The following is a 17754-nucleotide window of genomic DNA, read 5'->3' on the forward strand; positions in this document are numbered from 1 at the left end:
AAAAAAGGAAAACCAGCTATCCAAAAGTGGTTGAATCGATTCTTTCGAACGATCACTTGCTCACTTTCTATGATTTCCCCTTGGCCATATGCAAGAGTATTTATTCTACGAACTTGATTGAATCCTTTAATAAGCAAATCAAGAAATACAGCCACCGCAAGGAACAGTTCCAAAACGAAGAGTCGATGGAACGTTTCTTAGTCTCGTCTTTTGATACTTACAACCAAAAATTCCTAGGTCGCAGTCATAAAGGCTTTCAACAGGCCGAAGGCGAACTTGAACAAATGCTAAGCCAACTGATTGAGAATTAGAAACAATCTGCAGTAGGGAAGAATCATTTACACAAAATTATTGACGCTCCCGGTACCGGTGGTGGGAAGACATATTTCATTCTTACAATTATTGAAGCCCTACTACGAACAAAAGCTAAATTATTTATTTTAGACCCCAAAAATGCAGATTTAGCTGATTTAGGTACAGTTATGGAAAATGTCTATTACAAGAAAGAAGATATTTCTGAATGTATAGATGATTTCTACAATCGAATGATTAATAGAAGTTTAGAGATGAAAAAAATGTCCAATTATAAAACAGGAGAAAATTATGCTTATTTAAAACTTACTCGATTTCACTTTTAATACGACCACCTCCCATAAATAATATTTAAATTTATGGAAAGGAAGATGGTCTATGAATACACTGAAAGAAGATTTTATTTTAGCAAAAGCTGGAAATGAAGAAGCCATTGAAGCCATTCTTAAAAGATTCAGCTCGTTGATGCACAAAAAATCGTGGAGAAACGGAAAATACGATCAAGATTGTTATCAAGAATGTATGATTGCAGTCTATCTAGCAATTTCAAAATTTGAAATCAAGGAATAAGCTCATTTTGGGGAGATGCATTTTGCTTCTCCCTTTCTTCTTATCTACCTCACCTTATCCATTAAATTTTTCAATTCAGTTACATTTGTTAACTCGATTATATTAGGAATTGGCTGCTTTATTAGATTATTCCTAGTGAGTTTTGTTAAATATCTACTAAGTGTTTCTGGAGTCATCCCTAAATAAGAAGCAAGTTCTTTTTTCGTAGTTTCCAATTTTATCTGCTCTGTATTTTGCTTTATATTTTCTTCTAACAAATACTGAATTAAGCGTGTTTCTGCTCTTTCAGTCGTGATTCCTACAGTTAATCGTTCTGTATTATCAAGACGTCTCGCCATTTCTGATAAAAGTTCTAGAGCTATTTGGGGATGCGATAGTAAAATCCGCTTAAAGTTGTCCTTTTGAATGGTACATACTTTAGTTGGTGATATTGCTTCTATAAAGCATCCATAATGTTGTTCTTCAAATAATGCCAGCTCGCCCACAAAATCACCCTGTTCTAAAATACGAATCACCTGTTCTTTACCTGAAGAACCTAAGCGATAAACTTTTACTTTTCCTTCTTGAATAAGATAAAGAGATTCAAGTATATCTTCTGCTTGATAGATAAACTGTCCTGCAGAAAAAGCTTGTTCTGTAATATCACTTTGGATAAATTGAATTTCAGTGAGGGACAATCCCTGAAATAAAGGCATTGTACTTATACAATGATCATATTTTGTGAAACCAATCATGTTCTTACTACTCCTCTTTTTGTGGTTAGTATAGCATAAAAAAACGTTCACTCATGTAATATCATCAGTGAACGATTTTCTATACTTATTTTTCTTTATCTGCATCATAAAGAACAGCGCGTACTGAAACTTCAATGGAATCCTTTACTGCTTTAGAATATGGACAAACTTTATGCGCTTCTTCAGCAATTTTTTGAACTTCTTCTAAATCTAAATCTTGAATTGCAACTTGAATCTCAACACTTAATTTAAAGTCCACATCGTCTGGCTTTTTGTATAATTTTACTGTATGTGTAACTTGTGAAGATTGATGAATTTTACGTTGACCCTTAACAATTTCTAATGCCCCGTGAAAACAAGCACTGTATCCTAAAGCAAATAATTGTTCTGGGTTTACTCCACTCCCAGATCCTCCCATTTCTTTAGGTGTAGAAATCTTCACTTCAAATGATCCATCATTTAAATAGCTCACTCCATCACGGCCACCGGTATTAGTCGCTGTTGTTTCGTAAATTTTTTTGTAATCTGACATATTGAAGTCACTCCTTTTCACTTTTATGGTCCTATTTTAGGAAATAAAGTTGGTGTTGGCATTGATCTAAATCAAGAATCATAAAGTTAAGAATAACTTTATGAAAAAATATCGTTGGATGCAGTATATCTCTTTACTTGAACTTTATTAGCTATGTTTATTGGTCTTTTTGTTAAGGTAAATAAATATTAACAAAGCTATTATTGCGCCTCCAAAAGAACCACCTATCGCAATAAACACATCCACTGTTCCTTGAATTCGAATGATATTTGATTTAGTTATAAAATGGATGAACTATGATATAATTTTTTGCTTTAGGTTTCCTTCAGATTCCATCAGCTACAAAGTTGCTACCCGTGCAGGGTACATCAAAAAAGGAAATGCCAAGGCATTTCCTAAAGTGTGATTTGGTCAAAACAACACCATTTGACAAAGCACTGAAGAAACTAGAATGACTTTTCATCAATAAACCCTATTGTTCGTTCAGATTTTCCATTTACTCCAACACAAAGGAGTTTTTGAAAACAAATTCACTCCTCCCTCCTAAATCTTCTTAAAAACCATTATTCTCCGCCAATGTCTTAAACCATTCCCCAGATTTCTTAATCGTCTTAATCTGAGTGTGAATATCATTAGCGATTAAGCCGTAGCGGTTACGGTAGGCATTGCTCCAGGACCAGCAATCGATAGGAGTCCATAGATGGTAGCCAAAGCAGTTGGAACCTTCTTCAATCCCTTTATGCAACCATTGGAGATGCTCTTTGATAAATTCTATGCGGTAATCGTCTAGAATTTGCCCTTTTTCATCCATAAAGCGTTCTTCCCGAGAAACCCCCATGCCATTTTCAGAAACAAACCAAGGTAGATTGCCATAATTATCGCGAATATTGATGGCAATGTCATACACTGCTTTGGGATAGATTTCCCAACCTTTGTCAATATTCATGCGACGGCCAGGCATTTGATATGCATCATAATAACGATCAGGCATCCAGGCACCCACTGAATTTGGAGCAATGTCAGGTGTCTTGACCCGGTTTGGATGATAGAAATTCACTCCGATAAAATCAACAGTATTTTCCTTAATCAAAGCTAACTCATCAGCAGTTGACTGCCACAATACCCCATCCTTAGTCAGCAATTCTAGCAATTCCACAGGAAATTCCCCTTTGATGGCTGGGTCGAGAAACATTTTATTGTTCCACAGTTCGGCAATTCGGGCTGCCTCTTGATCTGCTTCAGCATCTGAAGCTGCGTAAGTTGGCGTCAAGTTTAACACGGTACCAATCCGGCCACCAGCTTGTGGTTGACCCATTTCGCGAAACTTCGCCATGACCTTAGCGGAAGCGAGATTTAAATTGTATGCCACTTGTACTGCTTTCTTGCCATCCACCAATTTTGGATAATGAAATTGGAACAAGTACTCCCCATCTACTACCACCATCGGCTCATTGTGGGTCACCCAGTCTTTCACACGGTCACCAAACAAAGCAAAACATTGTTCAGCAAATCCCACAAACAAATCGACAACTTTCTTCGATTCCCAACCGCCATATTTATGGTAAAGCTCCACTGGCAAATCAAAATGATGGAGGTTAAAAATCGGTCGGATATTTTGAGAGAGGAACTCATCAATCACATTATTGTAAAAAGCAACACCCACTGGATCCACTTCATTGGTTTCCAAATCCTTGATGAGACGGGTCCATTGAATCGAGGTGCGAAGGGAATTCAATCCCGTTTGCTTCATCAATGCGATATCTTCTCGGTAGCTATTGTAAAAGTTCGAAGCCATATCTGGCCCCACTCGGTCATAAAAAACTTCAGGTTCAATATCGTACCAATGATCAAACATATTGGCATGTTTCTTTTGAAAACGGCCTTCTGATTGGGGACCAGATGTGGCTGCACCCCACCAGAAATCTTTTGGAAATGTCAACATAGCATTCTACTCCTTTTCTCTCAAAACGTCGGCTAAACACTGCCGCATATGATCGCCAAATTTTGGCAAGTATTCATGGCCATACTCTGGATAAAATAGCATTTCTTTGTCAGCTGCGCTACTTAGCTGATTGTACACAGCAAACTGGGTTTTCGGTGGACAGACTGTATCTGCAAGGCCAATTGCCCAATGCACCTTCCCTTTGATCCAAGGAGCAAAGTATTGCAAATCAATGTAATCCAATGTTTCAAAGAAAGCTTCTTCTCGTTGGTGCAAGGGGTCTTTAAAGCGAAACCAATAAGCCAACTCTTCATAGGCGGAGTTTTCTACATCTAAGCGATAAGCTTCGCGATAATCACTTAGGAACGGATAACAAACAAAAGATTCCTTGATTTCCGGAGCAACAGCCGCACAAATCAACGCCAAAGCTCCTCCTTGTGACGCACCATAGGTATACAGTTGGCTGGTATCCACTTGGGGTTCTGCTACCATTAGCCGAGTCAACTGGTAAATATCGAGAAACACACTTCGATAAAATAAATCATTTGGTCCAGACTCCACTCCCCGGATTATATGCCCTTTCAGACTGGTTTTCGTGGTCAATCCCACATCTTCTGACAAACCACCTTGTCCTCTAACATCGAGTGCCACTACCCAAAAGCCTTCAGCAGCCATAGCGACCTTGTCTGACCAATCCCCAGCATCTGAGTGATACCCATGAAATTGAAGCAAGAGGGGAGACTTTTTTTGCAGACGTTTAGGCCGAATGAGTTGACAATGGACGGTGGCTCCTTGAACACCTGTAAAAGTTAAATCAAATGCTTCTGCTACTGAAGAATTCAAGGGATGAGGCTCTAAATGATAGTCTGTCCCCAAATCATCTACCTCTTGAAACCCTGCCTGCCAAAAAGCTTCAAAATCAGCAGGCTTTCGCTGACTCCCTTGATAGTTTTGCCACCTTTTTTTTGCATCTATTGCATACATTAAACTTGCTCCTTTCGTAAGTGATAGTTTGCCACTGCTCCTATCAGATTAGCATCTTGTTGAAACTGACAAATCTTCACAGTAATTCGTTGGTCCTCTGAATGATGATGTTGTTGTAACAAACATAATTGGGCTTTTACCGGAGCCAATAGAACTTTGCGCATTGATATGCCACCACCGATACAGACTACTTCAGGATCGATGACCAAGCAAACATTATAAATACCAATCGCCAAGGCTCGGAACAATTGTTGAACTTCTTGTTGAGCCAATTGATCTCCAGTGTCAGCAATATCAAATAGTTCTCGACCTGTAATACCTGATACCAAACCTTTCTGTTCGCAATAGCGCTTTGCAGCATGAACAGGGCTGGCTAACTCACTTAACGTTTGTCCATTTTCCGCCAACATGTAGCCAAATTCGCCTCCAAATAAGTTATGCCCCTTGACTAGTTTCCGCTCCAACACCACGGCTCCACCGATTCCCGATCCAATGATAAAAGAAACTGAACTTTTGGCATCTTTGGCAGCACCATAAAAGGCTTCTGCTAACCCTGCACAATTGGCATCATTTTCCACGAAGACAGGTTTTTCCAATAACTCCTCTAATTCTGCAACAAAATGAATTTTATGAATATAGGGGATCGCACTGTAGCCCCCGATAATCCCCTGATCACTGTCCACTGCTCCGGGTACACTGATCGACACCGCTTCAATCGGTGTCTGACTACAACTGGTTAAATTATGCAAAGTGGCTTTTAGGTCCATCTTCATTTGCTCCCAAGTCACGGGTGTCACAAAGGAACCTTTTTCGGTCAAGGCTTCTGCTGCCCACAGAGCATATTTGATACTCGTACCCCCAATATCAATTGCTAAAATACTCAAGAATTCCCCCTACTTTCTCAGTCTACTTACCTACACTAATTTTCATTGTAAGTAGTTATTTATTTTTAGGTATATACTTTTAAAATTTGAAAATCAAAATAAAAAGCGGAAAGAGGATTTTTCCGCTTACTTATTCTCTCGTTAAGACAAACTCCACCGAAAAACTATCATAACGATGAACTGAAATGGAGTACTCAAAAGCGATGCCTGTATCAAAATAAGCAATTTGCTCTGCCACTGCCACCGGATCTCCCGAATCCAATTCTAGATACTGTTGTTCGATTTCAGTCGCCTTTCGGACACTGACGCGTCGATGCCCACTTTGGATTTTCAAACCGAGATCTTCTTCAATATATTCATAAATGGACCCTTCAATATTGGCTTTTTTCAAACCAGGAATCAAATCGATAGGCATGTACATTTTTTCCATAACCAACGGCTTGCCATCAATGTGACGCACCCGATAAATATCATACACGAAAGTATCTTCCTGCATATTTAATTTATTTTTTACCAAGTTATCCGCTTCTATTACCTTAAACTCCAAAACTTTACTTTTAACTTCTTTTCCTGGATTGAGAGCAGTCGTCCCACGAAACTGATTAGCCACCGCAATTCGTTCTATTTCATCGGTCGCCAAATCCTTGACAAAAGTACCGGATCCACGACGTTTGATAATCAATCCCTCTGACACTAACATATCTAAGGCCTTTTTCACCGTCATCTTACTAGCGTCATATTCCACACAAAGATCTTTTTCGAAGGGAATTTGTTGATTTGCTTGATATACACCTTCCAGTATCTTCTTACGGATATCACTGGAAATAAGGATATATTTTTTCATCGTCATGTTACCTCCACTTATGGCTTATCCTAATATCTTATCCTATCTGCTACCGAATGGAAATAGCCAGCCACTGTCCTTTTGAAATTATTTATCTACTCGTCGTAAATGATACAGTTGAGACGCATAATCCCCCGGCAATTGACGGGACCAATAGTCTTTTGCTCGACCGACATAGTTGCCACCCATAATCAAGCCAATGCTAGAAAGATCCTTACCGGAACGTAATTGTGGCAGTTGATTGATTTGATAATTAGCTTCCAAATCTAAACCGGCCAATAATAAACGACGATAAGCCGGATTCGGTTTACCCAACACTTGATAATCCGCCACCAAAGCTTCACTCAAATCTTTTGAAACTACCATCCAACTACACTGGGTATTATCAAAAGGACTATTGAGACGATAAAAACGCCCCTCGTGGATCAATTCTCGGTATTCTTTAAAGGTGGCAATCGCTGCTTTTACCTGTTGTAGCTCTACATCTGACATCCTCGTAATATCCAACTCCAAACCATAAGTACCAAACATCGCTACCTGATTACGAAAAGTCAGTCCTGGCGAACGCCCTACTTGATGATTGGGAATCTGTGACAAATGACTACCGATACTAGCTAATGGGTAAACCATCGAAGCCCCGTATTGAATTTTCAAGCGTTCGACCCCATCAGTATCATCACTGGCCCAAGTCTGGGGTGCATAGTAGAGTAACCCAGGATCAAAACGGCCACCGCCACCAGCGCAGGATTCAATCAACAAATCGGGGTATTTTGCTAAGATTTTTTCATACAGGTCATAAACACCTAAAATGTAGCGATGGAACAACTCTCCTTGATTACCATCGGCGAGGTAATTGGAAAATGGTTCTGAAATATAACGATTCATATCCCATTTCAGGTATGTAATTTTGCCACAAGCAAGAACGCAATCGATTTGCTGGAAAATTGTCTCCACCACTTCTGGGTTGCTAAAATCCAAGACAAACTGATTCCGTCCATGAGAGATTTGCTTCTCAGAATTACCAATTACCCACTCAGGGTGCATCTCATACAAGGGTGTATCCGTAGAAATCATTTCGGGTTCAAACCACAGCCCAAATTCCAAACCTAATTGATTGATTTTCGTCGCAAAGGCAGAGATCCCCTCTGGTATTTTGGCTAGCTGCACCTGCCAATTACCTAAAGAGCCATTATCACTATTCCGAGTACCAAACCAGCCGTCATCCAACACAAACAGATCCACACCGATTGCTGCTGCTTTTTCAGCGATTTGTAATAATTTCTCACTGTCAAAATCAAAATAAGTGGCTTCCCAATTGTTGATTAAAACAGGTCGTTGCTTATGAGACCAGCGAGATGATATCAAGTGCTCTTGGAAAAAATGATGGAAGCTTTGACTCATACCATTAAAACCGGCCTCACTATACACCAGTACTGCTTCCGGTGTCAAAAATGTGCTTTTTGGAGTTAATTGCCAAGCAAATTCAAAAGGATTGATACCCATTTGAATTCGCAAAATGTCATAAGTATCCAGCTGCAAACGTGCCACAAAATTGCCACTATAAATTAAGCTAAAGCCATAGATCTTTCCTTGTTCTTCCGTCGCATTGGACTCACAAACAGCCATAAAAGGATTGTGGACATGACTGCTGGCTCCACGAGTACTGGCGACTTCTTGCACACCATAAGCAATGGAATTTCTACTAATCTGGGTTTCTCTCGCCCAAGCTCCATCCAAGTGTAGCCAATCATAGTGCTGATTTGGAAGATCCAGATTAAAACTCAGACAGTCCAATAACTCAAAGGTCGTCTCACTAGGATTGATGATCTTCATTTGTCTGGTCACTACAGATTCTTCACCAAACAAGGTATAGTAAAGCTCGACTTGCAAAGGTGAATAACGATCTTGCAAGGTGATAATTAAAGTCTCCCCCGCTTCACCAAAACTGCCAGGCAAGCCAGAAAGTGCCTGTTTTCCTAATTCAATCCGATAGTGTTGATAGGTAAAGTGACTAATACGATCTCCTTTTGGATAGCGTACCCGTAGCATGGGATAGCGAAAATCAGTGGTACCATAGAGGCCCACTTCTTGTTTGATATGTTCCAACGAAGTAGTGTAGTTTTGCTTGATTTGGTTGTTAGCGGGACGTATTTCTCTTTCAATCAAAAAATCATATTGATCATAAATAGGAATACTACTTCCAAAATAGAGTTGTTCCAAGACGTCTAACTCTTCCATTACCCGAAAAATATAACTAATGTTCTGATTTTTTAGGTGAAACTCTCTTCTTTCAGGATTGACACTAATCATGATTTATTCCTTCCATTTCACGAAATTTTTGCGAGCCTTTTTTCAGTAAATAGGCCACTCCGCCAGGAGCCACCAAGAAAAACAGCAAGGGACTGACCAGCAATAATAGGATCCAAAAGGCATAGGTCCCCAAGATGAAGCCATTTAGCAAACTGGGTCGTAATGTCTGAAGTAATAGCTGATACCCAATAGCAACAGGAGCTTCCTTCATTTCGTCATACGTCGCTGTTCCCAAGACCCAGTGTGCATTATAGAGTAAGAAAAGAAGCAAAGATAATCCCCCAGTAACTTTAAAAAACAAGCCTAGTGAAGTGCTACCGAGCCACGCACCAGATAAAAAGATCGCCAAGGACAAAAATACGCCCACAGATAGCACTTTTTCGCACAGTTTCGTAGGTGGTAGCTTCTTGGTTAGTCGACAGAGCTTTTCTTGTAAGGCTTCTGGATGGTCGACACAAAAAACTAACTTTTTATGGCTACTAACCCAGCCATAAATAAAGCCACCAGTGACTAACCAGCCCCAAAAATGCAAGGAACACTTTACTAGGACATAGAGTAATTCCACTGCAACTACTAATTTACTGGACTTCTCGGTCACCAGTAACCCTCCTTTTCCGGTAAGCTTATTTCACAGAACCAGCAACACCATTGTAAATGTATTTTTGCAAAGCCAAGAAGACAACCAAAATCGGTAAAATAACAATAATTACCCCGGCTAAGATCACTGGCCAGTTGGTTCCATAAGGGCCTTTGAATGCAAAGAGTGCCGTGGAGATCACTTTTAGTTTACGATCGGGCATATACAAGAATGGATTATAGAAATCATTGTAAACACCCACACCGCTGATGATTAGCATAGTGACAATAGGTGCCTTTAAGTTCGGTAAAATAATCCGCCAAAAGATACCAAAATAGTTGGCCCCGTCCAAATAGGCCGATTCGTCTAGAGAGACTGGGATTTCATCTAAGTATTGCAAAAAAACATAGATGGAAATCACATCTGTTCCCAAATTTAGTAAAATAACTGACCAAATCGTGTTGAACAAGCCAATTCCTTCAATGATTTGGAACGTCGCTACTTGACTAGTAATGCCAGGAATCAACATTGCCATCATAAACAAAGCCATAATCGGCTTTTTCAGTTTAAAATCAAAACGGCTCATAACATAGGCAAACATCGAGCCTAACAAAAGCTTACCTACCATACTAATTGAAAAAATAAGCAACGTATTTTTAAAACCTGTCAACATCTGACCATTGATAAACGCAGTTTTGTAATTACTAAAGTCCAATGACTTTGGTAGCGACAAGACACTGGTAGACAAAAATTCATTATTGGATTTGAAAGAGCCAATAAAAACTACCAGGATTGGTAGTACGGCAACCACTGCCCCGATAATCAAAATCAAATATTGAAGTATACGTCCGATAGAAAATTGTCTTTTCATCTTCTATGCCTCCTTCTCGCTAATAAATTTCCGTTGAATCAACGTCACCACTAAGACAATCACGAGTAAAATAACTGCCATCGCTGAAGCTAAACCAACTTTATTATACTTAAAGGCAGTATCGATGGTTTGGATTACAAAGGTCATGGTGCCGTTGGATCCTCCAGTCATAATATATGGAATATCAAAGACACTCAAGGAGCCGCTTATGCCCAAAATCAGATTTAGGAAGATGATTTTGCGAATACTCGGTACGATGATATAACGAAACTCATCCCAACGATTAGCCCCATCTATTTCGGCTGCTTCATAAACTTCTGGATTGACCGACTGGATTGCTCCTAAAAAAATCAAAAAGTTAAAGCCGGTATAACGCCACAAGGAAGTAAAGGCCAAAGAAATATTATTGATGGAGCGATCTCCTAACCATAGCCGAATTTGACTCTCCAAACCTAGCGCCGATAGCACTGTATCCAAAGTTCCATCACCTTTAAAGAAGTACAAGAAAATAAATCCAATTGCTACCCCATTTAGTAAATAAGGGAAAAACAAAATCCCCTTCCAAAAATTAGCAAATTTGACCTTAAAGGACAAAATCGTTGCAAACAATAAAGCGACACCCAATTGCAAAAAAGTTGCAAAGAAGTAATACAAGCTGGTTTTAAAAACGGTAAAGTATTTTGGATTGGTTAAGACTGTCTTGTAGTTATCTAGTCCGACAAATTTACTGTCTGGGGAATAACCATTCCACTCTGTCAAACTGTACTGGAACATCTTCACTAAAGGATAATAAGATAACATTAATAATAAAAATACCGGAATAATGGTAAAAGTAAAGATCAAGATTCTTTTTTCAGTTTTTTGGCTAAAACGGGATTTTTTCACCGTCTTATTCATGGTAAACTCTCCCTGTTTATTCATGTTGGCTCCTCCTTATTCTAAAACCCCTCATATCGACCACGGTCCGCAATCGCTATGTACTCCTGCAAAAGAAGTTACTACCAAGATAAGTTTTCTTTACGACACTGTGCTTTTGCCTGGCACAAGTTGCCAGACAAAAGTTAGTGCCTACAATCAAAACTTTATTTGCTATCAATCAAAAGTCTTTTCCTAACTGCTAGGGTGACTTCTAAAAAAATTTTACTCTCCCACTTCTGCTATCGCATCTGACCAGCGTGTATTGAAGTCTTTCATAATAGCTTCGAAGCTTTCGTTAGAGTTACCAACTGCTGCATCGATGATTCGTTGCTTTTCAGCATCTGTCGTACCCAAACCTAGTTCAGATTGGTCATTGATTGAACTAAACAATGATTCTTTTCCGGCTGGTGCTGGATTTTCTTCAATTAACTCAACCCCAGCATCTTGTGCAGCCTTCAATGATTCTGGATAATCTGCTCCAATTTTTGCTGACAAGCCCCCGTTTTCTTCCGCGTAGTCTGATTCATTGACTAACCAGTCGATCAACTTGCGCGCCGCTTCTTTGTGCTTACTATGAACGTTGATCCCATAGTTATAATCTGCTCCAATTGGCAAATATTGTTTACCATCCTCGGCAGTCATTGGAAATGGTTGGAAGATAATGTCCTCAGCAGTATCAGCATTGATGTCTTTGATTTGTGGTACCGCCCAACTTCCCAAAACCATGATCCCAATCTTACCATTAGCCATATCTACTTTTGATTGTTCCCAATCAGATGTAGTTGGGTCAGCCTCAATCAACCCTTGATTGCTAACATCGTATAGGGTTTTATAAATCGTATTCATCACTTTACCCGCTGCAAATGGCTCTTTGTCTGAAGTCATCTTATTGGTAAAGTCTTTATCACCAGAAGCACCACTGCGAACAAAGTCCCAGTTTGATAATGTCCAACCAGCCGCATAGTTAGTATATAGCGGCATCACATCAGTATTTTTTTCTTTGATTGTTTTTAATGCTGCTACAAAATCTTCTGGTGTTTGTGGAAATTCGTCAATACCAGCATCTTTGAAGACCTTTTGATTGACCACCATCCCAGTGGCGTTCATCTGTGACGGTAAGCCATAACTCGTGCCATCATAGGACCGATCATTTAAACCCATATACTCTTTGCTGAGCTCTTCCTTTTTACCAAGTGGTTCAAAAAAGTTCCCATAATCTTCTGGCTTGATATCTCCTGGAATCATCAAAACATCCCCATATTCTTCACTATTCATCCGGGTTTTAATTTGGCCAGCATAGTCTGTAATCGTTTGAATTTCTACTTTGATATCCGGGTACTTCTCATTGAATTTTGTCATGTATTCATCCCATTTTCCATTGGTTTCCCAGTCGGTTTTGTGGTTGATGAAGGTAATGGTCTCAGTTTTCCCACCATCCTTGTCATTAGCTGAATCTTTGTTGTTTCCACATGCCCCTAGAACTAAACCTGCTACTCCCAAGACGATCATTGAACCTAGCATTTTTTTCTTCATGTTACTTCCTCCTATAAATTAATAAAGTGCTGTTACCAAAAACTGTTCATGGCCTGTTACGTCAGAAATGGAAAACGATTACATAAATATAATACTGCATTCCCATTTCAAAGTATATACTTTTATATATATTGTTTTGTACTTTTGTAAAATTCTCGAATGATCGCCGCAGCCGGTTTACCGTAAACCCCGTAATCGTCGTCTTTGAGCGCCATCTCTCGCGAATATAACCGCGCCCTCCAGTCCCAAATACCAAAGCCTTGAATCCAGTTTCTCTTGTCACAAGCAGTAAACATCTTTTCAAACCATCGTGATTGCGCTATCATGCTAACTTCCCCTGAAAAACTCCAATCATTGGGTAGATATTGACTTCCTTCACGACTTGGACAACCCACTTCACAAAAGAAGAAAGGTTTTTGGTAGTGATTTACCACTTGTTCAATCCGATCCAATTCTTGTTCCCATTTGTCAATCGGATAATAGCCTGATGAAGAGATGACATCTACAGCATCCCACCAAGTTAGATTATTTTCTTGATACTTGTCACAATTATAAGTTAGTAGACCATTGTAATGCTGTCGAATCTGGGAAATAGTTTCCCGCCACTGAGCTTCCCGTCGATCACTATTAACCAATTCACAGCCGATTACCAACATGACACACCCTGTCTCTTCAGCGAGTTTTGCATAGTGATTCAGGTATTCACGATAGGAATCAAACCATTGGCTCCAAGTCGGCTCGCAGGGAACATCGTAATCAAAAAAATTGATGTGCGCTCGCCACGTACCATCTGCCACATTGACCATGGGTTTCAAGATTACTTTCAACCCGATTCCCTGAGCGTAAGCGATCATCCCTTTCACTTCTGCATCTATTAAAACGTTGTCACTTTGCCAATCGATTTTGGTAGACTGAGGATGAGCTTGTGTGACAGTAATTGGTAATATCACATGACTTGCAGCTAACTCTTCTTTCATCATGCGTAATGATTCTCGACTCATTGGATCTTGCCAGTCTCCCCGTTGGCTCATAAACCCAAAAGTTATCCCATTGATAGTTTCCATCTTTTCACTTCTCCACGTTTTATTTTGTAATCGATTTCAATTCTATATTATAAAGGACGAAGAAGAAAAAAACAACAAAAATATATACTTTTGATTATAATGATTTATACAATATGATATAGTAAATATAATAAAATTGGAGGTCTTTTTTGGATAAGAAAAAATTGTACACGCAGCTCACTCAAAAAATCATCCCCTTCTGGCAAGGTAAGATGGATCTAATTCATGATGGTTTTTACGGTCGTCGGGATAAGATCCCACTACTAATAAGAGCTGCTTGATGAACGCCCGGTATTTATGGAGTTTTAGTCATTGCTGCCGCATTTTACAAGACAAATCCTTAACTGAGTCTTTTTTAGCTAGCCTAAAGACTGCTGCGAATCCTGCCTATGAATTTTTCCGGTAAGTCTGTTGGGACCAGGAAAACCCAGGGGATCTTCTGGGAGCTAACCGCAACTGAAATACTCTCTGATCCCAATAAAACCACTTATGCTAATAGTTTTGCCCTCTATGTTCTTAGCGAGTATTACTTAGACTTTCATGATCTGTCTGCATTAAAAATGGCAACCACGCTCTTTAGTTTTCTCGAAAAGAAGTCTTATGACCCTCTTACAAATGGTTATCAGGAGGATTTTTCCCACAACTGGTAGCCCGTTCCCTCCCAATCAATCGGACCCAGCGATTTGCCAGATCTAGACTTTACCACTAATACCCATTTGCACTTTTTAGAGGCATATATAAATTTCTACATGACGACGCCAACATTCGATGTAAAAACTACCTTGCAAAGATTACTCATTGTCTTTACAGATAAGATTGCGACCCCAGCAAACTGCCTCCAATTTTTCAATGCTGATTGGTGTCCTCTAAGCCAAGAAATCAGTTTTAGCCATGACATTGAAACCATTTGGGTATTGCAACGGACTTTGACTGTTACTAGTATCAAAGATGTGCAAGTCAGTCAATTTATTGAAAATCTTGGTACTCAAGTAGCTACCAAAGGCTTCGATAACAACAAAATCATTTGTGATCATTCAAATACCCTTCAAACCTTGACTCGAAAAACTTGGTGGACGCTAGCAGAAGCAATCATCGGCTTTTACAACCTGTATCAATTAACTAATAGTAAGGTCTATTATGAATTGGCTACTCACCACTTCGAAATGGTAGAATGAAACTTTGTGGATACTCGATCTAACAGTGAATGGTATGCCTACCTCATCAATGATGGACACCAGATTCTACAGAAGATATCGCCAACGCTTGGAAAGGCCCCTTACCATACCTGTCGTATGTACACAGAAACAATTGCACGCCTATCTAGGTAAGAAAAACAGGACGACCTGACTTCTAGAGAATCATTCGAATTGTAGTGACATCGCAAAAAGCCAACTAAAGAACAGTTGGCTTTTTGATAGTTTATTTTAGTAATTTCTGCTTAGATGCAAATATATGCGCAAATGGTTCTTTAGCTCTTGGTTATCCTTAATACTACAACCTAATTGATTCTCTCCAGCAACTCCACCCTATTTTTCATAATTTTTGAATTAAAATAAAGGTAATCCCTTTTAATTTTCTATCTTTATTTCAATATCAGAATTTATTATTTTAAATTTTTACATACCTGTTTATGAAAAACTAAATAATCTGTCAAAAAAATATGATTGTTCATTTCTAAATATGTTTTCCAATTTTAAAATCTTTTTTAGCATTTTTGTTTCCTTTTCATATGGTTTTTCGGTGTTAATAGTGACTAGGATGATATTCCTATTTTGACCATTGACAATTAAATATAATTTTTGAATAACGTTCCCTGCTATTCGAGCTAAGAATTCAAGTACGCCATGACCTATTTAGCGATAACTACTTAGAGATTTCTTTTTGTTTTGGGAAGACAAAATGCCATGACAATAGCAGTAGATAATGATACTTCCGTAAGGCTCGCCGTAAACTGGGGAGAGGTGAAATTCCTATGTGCTTACCCAAGGCAATTCAAAAATTTTAGTTCATTTATAAGGGGATGATTTTATTAAATCAATAGTCTATCTAAACAAAAAACAAACCTGTGAGTTTTTAGGAATTGATAACAATACTTTAGATAAATGGATTCGTATATATAATTTTCCCGTAATAAAAATAGACGGTATAATTCGCTTTGATGTAGAAGATATCAAAGGCTTTATGGATACGTTCAAAAAGATTTGAATTTTACTTTTGACTGCATATACTAAAAGTAGCGAAATATACTGCCTTACTTTTTTATTAAGGAGTGAGGAAGTTGCCTACGAAGCTTTCAAATGGAAAATATAAAACTAATTTGAGATATCCAAAAAAATTTAAAGAAATTACAGGTATCAGTTCAGAAAAATTCCAAAAAACATTTCCAACTAGGCAATTGGCTATTAAAGCCGAAAATGAAATGAAAAAGAAAATCGCAAAAGTCTTAAGAGAGGAGAATGCAAATTCATTAGAGCTCAAAGGTCAAATAAAATTCAAGGAGTTTTATAAATCTAAATGGCTTCCTAGATATGAGTTAGGGCAAACTACTAGATCCCATAAAGCTCCAAGCGATATAACCATCATTAATACAAAGAATTTATTTCGATTGCATATTCTGCCTATATTTGGTGAGTATGCCATGAGCTATCTTAATGCAAATACCGAAATAATATCAGATGAACTCACAAAAAAGTCGAAGGAATATGCAAACATAAAAATCATTAAATGCTATGTTCGTTCCATGTTTGATATTGCAGAGGTTCTAAATTATATTGAATTTAATCGTACAACAAAAATAATTCAAAGTATTACTGCACCTAAGAAAGTTGCTCTGGAAGAAAAAAGAATACGAGAAGGAAAACAAGCTTTATCTTCGAAAGAACTCACTGATTGGTTAGACACTGTAAGAGATGATTTCAATGATCAATTACTTTCCTTTCACGATTACACTCTTTTTATGCTTACTTTATATCTTGGGGATAGAAAGAGTGAGACCTATGCTTTGCAATGGAAATACATTGATTTTGAAAACCAAACAGTCCGTCTTAAATATGCCTTGGATAAACACACAAAAAAGAAATTTACAAAAGGTCGAAAAGATACTATTATCCAAGTTCCGGAAATTGTAATGACACTATTGCAAGAATGGAAATCAGTGCAAGCTGAACAACTATTGAAGTTGAAAATTAAACAGACACCTGACCAATATCTTTTTAGTTACTCCAAACCTTCTGGTGAAGTAAATTGTCCAGTCCATACTGATTACTTAAATTATCGAATTAATTCTATAAAAAAAAGACATCCCCATTTGGTTCATTTAACTCCTCATAAACTTCGACATACTTACGCAACTTTAGCTAGACAAGGTGGGGCTGATATGAATCAAATTTCTAACGCTTTGACACATTCAGATATTTCAACTACAAAAATTTATGTGAATACACCTGATTTAGTTGATAAAGCTGTGTTCGAAGCGCTTCAGCGAGGATTACAAAAATCTAATTAATGTGTTCTAGAATGTGTTCTAAATATAAAAAAAGACACTTTCCAAATAATTGGAAAGCGTCTTGAACGTTGATATATAAAGGATATTAACGTTTTGAAAACTGTGATGCTTTACGAGCTTTCTTAAGACCTGGTTAGCCCAACCATTTTTTAAAACAGCTTCACAATGCTTTAA

Annotated in this window: 17 protein-coding genes and 1 pseudogene; 6 read left to right on the forward strand and 12 right to left on the reverse strand. The window is 38.4% G+C overall.

Annotation, left to right across the window (positions count from 1 at the left end):
• The 3 genes and pseudogenes from EG2_RS16350 to EG2_RS16355 all read left to right on the forward strand — a co-directional run.
• Positions 1 to 311, forward strand: a 311-nt coding sequence (locus EG2_RS16350) for a transposase (protein ID WP_169793141.1), incomplete at its 5' end; no start/stop codon positions are given.
• Positions 312 to 341: 30 nt separating this feature from the next.
• Positions 342 to 620 (forward strand): annotated as a pseudogene (locus EG2_RS19815) (ATP-binding protein); the annotation flags it as partial.
• Between the two features lie 70 nt (positions 621 to 690).
• On the forward strand, positions 691 to 882 hold the full coding sequence (locus EG2_RS16355; protein ID WP_002372651.1) for a helix-turn-helix domain-containing protein: 192 nt from the start codon (positions 691 to 693) through the stop codon (positions 880 to 882).
• 44 nt (positions 883 to 926) lie between these two features.
• Here EG2_RS16355 and EG2_RS16360 read toward each other — a convergent pair whose 3' ends face one another.
• From EG2_RS16360 to EG2_RS16415, 12 genes are all read right to left on the reverse strand, one after another.
• Positions 927 to 1616, reverse strand: a complete 690-nt coding sequence (locus EG2_RS16360; protein WP_060815428.1) for a Crp/Fnr family transcriptional regulator — start codon at positions 1614 to 1616, stop codon at positions 927 to 929.
• A gap of 85 nt (positions 1617 to 1701) precedes the next feature.
• Positions 1702 to 2148 carry an organic hydroperoxide resistance protein gene (locus EG2_RS16365; protein ID WP_003128928.1) on the reverse strand — a complete coding sequence of 149 codons (447 nt, stop codon included), beginning with the start codon at positions 2146 to 2148 and terminating at the stop codon, positions 1702 to 1704.
• Between the two features lie 553 nt (positions 2149 to 2701).
• Positions 2702 to 4090: a glycoside hydrolase family 1 protein gene (locus EG2_RS16370; RefSeq protein WP_003128926.1), complete on the reverse strand. Its 1389-nt coding sequence runs from the start codon at positions 4088 to 4090 to the stop codon at positions 2702 to 2704.
• Between the two features lie 6 nt (positions 4091 to 4096).
• The gene (locus tag EG2_RS16375; RefSeq protein WP_002372643.1) at positions 4097 to 5074 is read right to left on the reverse strand and encodes an acetylxylan esterase; all 978 of its coding nucleotides are present in this window, start codon (positions 5072 to 5074) and stop codon (positions 4097 to 4099) included.
• Positions 5074 to 5958 (reverse strand): ROK family protein, encoded by an 885-nt coding sequence (locus EG2_RS16380; protein WP_060815429.1) that lies wholly within the window; start codon positions 5956 to 5958, stop codon positions 5074 to 5076. The genes EG2_RS16375 and EG2_RS16380 overlap by 1 nt, the downstream gene beginning before the upstream one ends.
• A 130-nt stretch (positions 5959 to 6088) precedes the next feature.
• Positions 6089 to 6802 (reverse strand): GntR family transcriptional regulator, encoded by a 714-nt coding sequence (locus tag EG2_RS16385; protein ID WP_003128923.1) that lies wholly within the window; start codon positions 6800 to 6802, stop codon positions 6089 to 6091.
• Positions 6803 to 6889: 87 nt separating this feature from the next.
• The gene (locus tag EG2_RS16390) at positions 6890 to 9112 is read right to left on the reverse strand and encodes an alpha-galactosidase (protein WP_029487391.1); all 2223 of its coding nucleotides are present in this window, start codon (positions 9110 to 9112) and stop codon (positions 6890 to 6892) included.
• Positions 9105 to 9710 carry a hypothetical protein gene (locus EG2_RS16395; RefSeq protein ID WP_002320611.1) on the reverse strand — a complete coding sequence of 202 codons (606 nt, stop codon included), beginning with the start codon at positions 9708 to 9710 and terminating at the stop codon, positions 9105 to 9107. The genes EG2_RS16390 and EG2_RS16395 overlap by 8 nt, the downstream gene beginning before the upstream one ends.
• A gap of 25 nt (positions 9711 to 9735) precedes the next feature.
• Positions 9736 to 10560 carry a carbohydrate ABC transporter permease gene (locus EG2_RS16400; RefSeq protein ID WP_002320610.1) on the reverse strand — a complete coding sequence of 275 codons (825 nt, stop codon included), beginning with the start codon at positions 10558 to 10560 and terminating at the stop codon, positions 9736 to 9738.
• Between the two features lie 3 nt (positions 10561 to 10563).
• Positions 10564 to 11481: a carbohydrate ABC transporter permease gene (locus EG2_RS16405; protein ID WP_002320609.1), complete on the reverse strand. Its 918-nt coding sequence runs from the start codon at positions 11479 to 11481 to the stop codon at positions 10564 to 10566.
• Between the two features lie 219 nt (positions 11482 to 11700).
• Positions 11701 to 13011: an ABC transporter substrate-binding protein gene (locus tag EG2_RS16410; protein ID WP_003128918.1), complete on the reverse strand. Its 1311-nt coding sequence runs from the start codon at positions 13009 to 13011 to the stop codon at positions 11701 to 11703.
• A gap of 122 nt (positions 13012 to 13133) precedes the next feature.
• Entirely contained in the window at positions 13134 to 14075 is a 942-nt protein-coding gene (locus EG2_RS16415; protein WP_060815430.1) for a glycoside hydrolase family 113, read from the reverse strand.
• A gap of 149 nt (positions 14076 to 14224) precedes the next feature.
• On the opposite strand from EG2_RS16415, the gene EG2_RS19820 reads away from it, so the two are divergent.
• The 3 genes from EG2_RS19820 to EG2_RS16425 all read left to right on the forward strand — a co-directional run bounded on the left by EG2_RS19820 (position 14225) and on the right by EG2_RS16425 (position 17580).
• Positions 14225 to 14356, forward strand: a complete 132-nt coding sequence (locus EG2_RS19820) for a hypothetical protein (RefSeq protein ID WP_021150757.1) — start codon at positions 14225 to 14227, stop codon at positions 14354 to 14356.
• A gap of 402 nt (positions 14357 to 14758) precedes the next feature.
• Positions 14759 to 15250: an AGE family epimerase/isomerase gene (locus EG2_RS16420; RefSeq protein ID WP_003128912.1), complete on the forward strand. Its 492-nt coding sequence runs from the start codon at positions 14759 to 14761 to the stop codon at positions 15248 to 15250.
• 1103 nt (positions 15251 to 16353) lie between these two features.
• The gene (locus tag EG2_RS16425) at positions 16354 to 17580 is read left to right on the forward strand and encodes a tyrosine-type recombinase/integrase (RefSeq protein ID WP_060815431.1); all 1227 of its coding nucleotides are present in this window, start codon (positions 16354 to 16356) and stop codon (positions 17578 to 17580) included.
• Positions 17581 to 17754 lie beyond the last annotated feature (174 nt).

The organism is Enterococcus gallinarum NBRC 100675 (assembly GCF_001544275.1).
GTDB classification, from domain to species: Bacteria; Bacillota; Bacilli; order Lactobacillales; family Enterococcaceae; genus Enterococcus_D; species Enterococcus_D gallinarum.